Origin of the sequence: Spirillospora sp. NPDC052242 (assembly GCF_040679555.1) — a bacterium.
In the GTDB taxonomy this organism is placed as follows: domain Bacteria; phylum Actinomycetota; class Actinomycetes; order Streptosporangiales; family Streptosporangiaceae; genus Spirillospora.
Genome location: NZ_JBFAUZ010000107.1, coordinates 1 through 4,677 on the forward strand (window position 1 = coordinate 1; position 4,677 = coordinate 4,677).

Annotated in this window: 3 protein-coding genes and 1 pseudogene; all 4 read right to left on the reverse strand. The window is 71.5% G+C overall.

The window, feature by feature from the left end; all coding sequences use genetic code 11:
* Positions 1-971: type IV secretory system conjugative DNA transfer family protein (locus AB0L25_RS40910; protein WP_500179021.1), on the reverse strand; the 971-nt coding region annotated here is incomplete at its 3' end.
* On the reverse strand, positions 968-2,389 hold the full coding sequence (locus AB0L25_RS40915) for a putative type IV secretion/conjugal transfer ATPase (protein ID WP_500179022.1): 1,422 nt from the start codon (positions 2,387-2,389) through the stop codon (positions 968-970). The genes AB0L25_RS40915 and AB0L25_RS40910, both read right to left, overlap by 4 nt.
* A gap of 46 nt (positions 2,390-2,435) precedes the next feature.
* Complete coding sequence (locus AB0L25_RS40920; RefSeq protein WP_500179024.1) at positions 2,436-3,908, reverse strand: SCO6880 family protein; 1,473 nt, start codon at positions 3,906-3,908, stop codon at positions 2,436-2,438.
* Positions 3,901-4,677: pseudogene (locus tag AB0L25_RS40925) on the reverse strand (hypothetical protein); the annotation flags it as partial. The gene AB0L25_RS40920 and the pseudogene AB0L25_RS40925, both read right to left, overlap by 8 nt.

Below are 4,677 nucleotides of genomic sequence, written 5' to 3' on the forward strand. Positions count from 1 at the left end.
CCGGCTTTCTGCAGCAGCTCGATGGGGGTGGGGACGGCCGGTTCGTCGAGCCACTGCGCGACGTGGTGCAGGGATCGTCCGGACGTGGCGGCGGCCAGGAACAGTGCGCAGAGCAGGTCTTGGGCGGCGGGGCCCCACAGGTCCTTCTTCTGGCCGTCGTCGACGGTGAGGACGAAGTGCCCGGCGAGCCGGTGGGCGTCCTCGACGGTCGACAGGCCGGCGAGGGGGTTCCACCACCAGGTCTGCGGCTGGTAGGTGATGTGCTGCGGGTCGAACAGCCAGCTGCGCCCGCCGGTGCGTTCGGCGCGGACGGCGGCGATCGCCGACCACAGGTCCGCCTTGTTACTGGTGGCGATGACCGCACCGGGCGCCGACAGCACGTGCGGAATCGACTGCGTGGTCGTCTTGCCCGACCGCGGCGCCATGAACGCCACGACGGTGTCCTCCCACGAGGTGAACAACGTCGGACCGCTACGGTCACCGGGCAGAAGCACGTCGCCGAGCACCAGGCCGACGTCTTCGGGGGCCAGCGCGTCGGGCGCGGTGTCCTTCAAGGAACGGCGCAGGCCGACGGCCTTCTTCGCCGTCGCCTCTGGTTGCAGTGCAGTGAGGCCGGGGTTGTCGGCGAGCGCAGCCACGGCATCCCCAGGCTGTGGATAACGCGCGGAGATACGTCCCCAGCCGACCCAGATCCCGGTCGCGGCGGTGGTGACGATCACCGCGAGAACACTGATGACCAGGGGCGTTGGCGTTCCTGGCCATGCCTGGTCGGTGTTCCACTCGGCGAGGACCAACGCGAAGTCGGCACCGAACGGCATCACGCGTCCACCGGTGAACGCGGCGGCGACCTTGGCCGAGATCCACAGGATCCACAGCCCGACGATCGGCGTCCAGCAGGCGGCGAGGACGAACCATCCACCAGTCGCGCTGGAGTGGAACATCGACGAACGGGGGCCGAGTGCGCGGCTCATGCGGTCCCTCGGATCGCCTGGTCGGTGTCGTACAGGTCGCCTTCGGCCCCGACGAGGGACAGCTCGACGGGGATGCCGAGGCGCTCGCCGGTCTTGATGAGGTACTTGCCGCGGCCGGGATGGCGAGCCCCGGGTTGCCAGCTGTCGGGGGCCGACCAGGAGGACACGAGGTGTTGTTCGGGTCCGGTGAGCGGGGTGATCTCGTGGACGCGTGCGAGTTCGCGTGGCGGTAGCCCGGCCAGGACGGTGATGGCGGAACGGTCGGCGAACCCCTTGGCCTTCGCACGGTCCTCTTCGGTGGCGAGGGCGTCGAGGTCGGCGAGCGAGTGCGTGATCATGATGGACGCCATGCCCTTGGCGCGATTGAGGCGGGTCAGGGCGTCGGCGTGCTCGACGAGGCCGGGGGCGCCGCGTAGGGCGCGCCAGAGTTCGTCCATGACTCCGAGGTAGGAGCGGCGTGGGGCGGCGCCGAGTTCGGCCAGCGCGCTGGCTGCGTCCACCATCCCGAACGCGTACGCCCAGGTGCACAGCATCGCGGCCGTGAGGAGTTTGTCGCCTGCAGCTCGTACACGGGAGATGTCGACGCTGATGGCCGGTGCGTCCAGATCCAGGGTGCGTGTGGTGGGAGAGTCGAAGACACCAGCCAGGGAGCCGGAGATGAGCAGATCCAGCGTGAACACCAGCTCACGGGTCTGAGTGCGGTAGGAGCCGTCGGTGTCGGTGCGGGCTGCGGCCCGCAGCTCTGCGGGGCCTTCTTCGACGATGCGCAGGACGTCGACGATGGTGGGTTCGTGGTCGAGGCGGTCGTCGAGCAGGTCGATGGCCTGTCCGAGTACGACCTCCTCGGCGTTGGTGATGCGGGTCTCGCGCACGAGCGTCGCCAGCGCCAGCAGCAGTGACAGCCGCCGGGATCGGACTTCCCAGCTCAGGGTCTCGGCGTCGGCGCCGGTGAGGCGTCGCCGGGCTTCGTCCAGCGGTCCGGCGTCGAGGGGGTTGATGCGGTCGGCCCCGCGTCCGACGCGGATGACCTGACCGCCGAGGTATTCGACGAGGCGGGTGTAGTCGGGCTTGGTGTCGCCCAGGACGATTGGTGTGGTGCCGGTGGCGACGGCTCCGGTGACGAGCCGCTTCACCAGCGTGGACTTACCGGTACCGGGCTGCCCGAGGACGAACATGCCGGGGTTGGTGACGAGCCCTTCGCGCAGCCAGGCCAGGGGATCGAGGCAGACGACTTCGCCCCAGAGTTGGTGGCGTCCAACGGGGGTGCCGACGGTCGGCGTGCCCGAGCCGGCGGTGAACGGGTACAGGCCGCAAGCTTGGCTTGTGGTGGCTTGGTACTCCGGCGCCGCCTCGACGTGCGCGGCGCGTCCGGCACCTCGGCCGCGCCAGCCCCAGGCGGGGGCGAGTGGCTCGGCCATCGCGTGCTGTTCAACGTGGTGATTCATCAGGATTACGTGCTCCAGGTCAGTGAATGAGGCGCCGGGAAAGGGTGGGAGGGCAGATGCCGCACGGCAGGGTGGTGGCGAACCCGGCGGCCTGGCTGCCCCACATGCGGCGCAGCCGGATCTTGGCCGAGTCCGCCGCCGCCTCCACATGCGCGACCGCGCGCCGCAGCTCGTCCGGCTCGGTGACGGTGACGGTGACGTACATCGACACCAGGCACACCCCGGCACCCATGGCCTCCTCGGCGGCGGCCTGCCGAGCCCGGGCGGCGTCCCAGCTGTCGCGGGCGGTCTCATCACGCCCGGTGCGGCGCCGGAACTGGGCACGGAACGCCGCCGCGTTCACCTCCTGCTGCAGCACCCGGCTCGCCGCCGCGGCCGGCAACGCCCGATACAGCAGCGTCACCCGCTTGGGAAACGGCCCCGGAGCGACCAGCCGCGCCAGCACATCGGACCGGACGTTCTGCCGCGGCGGCTCATGCCACGCCCAGCTCACCGACGTCCCGCCGTCGTGCTCGTAGCGATCGGTGTACTCGGTCGCCGCGACCGGCCCCGCCTCACCCCAGGACAGGACGTCCTCCGACCCCGGGCGAGCGAGCAGCCGATTGACCTCCCCGCGAGCGTGCGGGTCGAACGCAGTCCGGACGGCCCCGGCCAGCTCGGCGGCGGTCGCTCGCCCCACGACCGACACCCCGCAGTTGCCGAGCCGCGACGCCAGCCCGTCCAGCGTGCGCCCGAGTTCGGCGACGGCCTCGAACAGGTCCCGCGGCCGCGCCGACGACGCCTTGGGATCGAACGTCACCGACACCCGCGTGTCGACGTCAGCGGCGGCCGACGGCGCGGCTTGGACGAGCTGGTCCATGATGCGGCGTGCGGGTTCGGGCGCGGATTCCACGACCGCGCGGCCGATGGCGTCGGCGAGGGTGGAGCCGGGCTCGGGCGCGGTCTCCACGGTCACGGTCACCCAGCGGATGGCGGGCATGTGGCCCAGGGCGGCGAGCCAGCCGCCCCAGGAGGCGACCCAGGTGTCGGCATCGGACCGGTCGGCCAGCCACGTCGAGGTCGGCACCACCCGCAGGGTTGCGGTCAGCAGACCCGTGCGGCGATCCCACACGACCCCGTACCTGCCGCCGTAACCGTCTTCCACGCTCAGCAAGGTCAGCGGCGCCAGCACCCCGGGGAGCTGGAACGCGCGCGGGTGGTCGATGACCACCCCAGCCCGGTACCGGTTGTGGCCACGCAGGGTCGCCCACTGCCACCGCGCCCTGGCCAGGAGCATCCGCCCAAGCGGAGCGCCGCCGACGCGGACGAGTCCGAGCCCGCCCCCGATAGCCGCCGGTGGAAGCAGGAACATCAGGCTGCCCGGTGCGATGGCCGCGACCACGACGACCACCATCGCCCCGCCGAGCACGACGAAGGTCGCGGTGCTGTCCAGCCCCATCAGCCCGATGCCGTGCCTTCGCCGCCAGCCGCCGTAGGTGCGGGCCTCACCCATTGCCGCCGCCCCCTTCGCCGACCGCGCCACTGGGACCGCCGCCGTTGTCGTCGGAGCCGGTAGGGTTGCCCAGCCAGCGGATCGTGTCTTGGCCGCGCTGCCGTTCCTTGTCCGCTGCACGGATAGCGGTCGGCCCGACCGGCTCGTCGTGCCCGCCGTGGGGCGGCGTCCATCCGCCGCCGCGTGACTCACCGCCGGATGTCGGCCCAGGCGTGTGGGTCACGCCGCCGTCGGGTTTATCGCTACCGGACGGCGCCGCAGTGACCGACGGGCCCTGCTCGCTCTCGTCTCCCTGCTGGCCCGTCGCCCCCCGATCCGGGACGACCGGCGGCTGCTGCGCCGCCTTCTCCTCGTCATGCCGATCGCCAGGACGTTCGCCGAGTTGCTGCCCGAGGTAGTCGGCGTGCTCACCTGCGGATGCGGTGCGTCCGCCGCCGGACGCGCCGCCGTAGGCGCGTAGCGCGCCCAGGGCGGTGGCGCCGCCCATGACCGCGCTCAGCACGCCGCCGCCGCTGCTGGATTCGGTGCCTCCGGTGGTCCAGGAGAAGAACTTCAGCAGCACCGGGAACGCGATGAGGCTGATCAGCATCATCGTGAACCCCATTAGGAGCGTGTGGAGCTCCTCGCCCTCACCGATGAAAGTGAACGCCGTCGCGTACACGGCTGCCGCCGCTGGCTTGTAGAAGATGAGGGCGAGCATCCAGCCGGCGACCTTGCCGAACCACGGACGCGTCGCGGTCGTGATCATTCCAGCGGCGGCCAGCGGCAG

Bases quoted from the DNA above. Each gene is read 5' to 3' on its own strand.
- AB0L25_RS40920 (WP_500179024.1), bottom strand. From the start codon at position 3,908: ATGGGTGAGGCCCGCACCTACGGCGGCTGGCGGCGAAGGCACGGCATC.
- AB0L25_RS40915 (WP_500179022.1), bottom strand. From the start codon at position 2,389: ATGGCCGAGCCACTCGCCCCCGCCTGGGGCTGGCGCGGCCGAGGTGCC.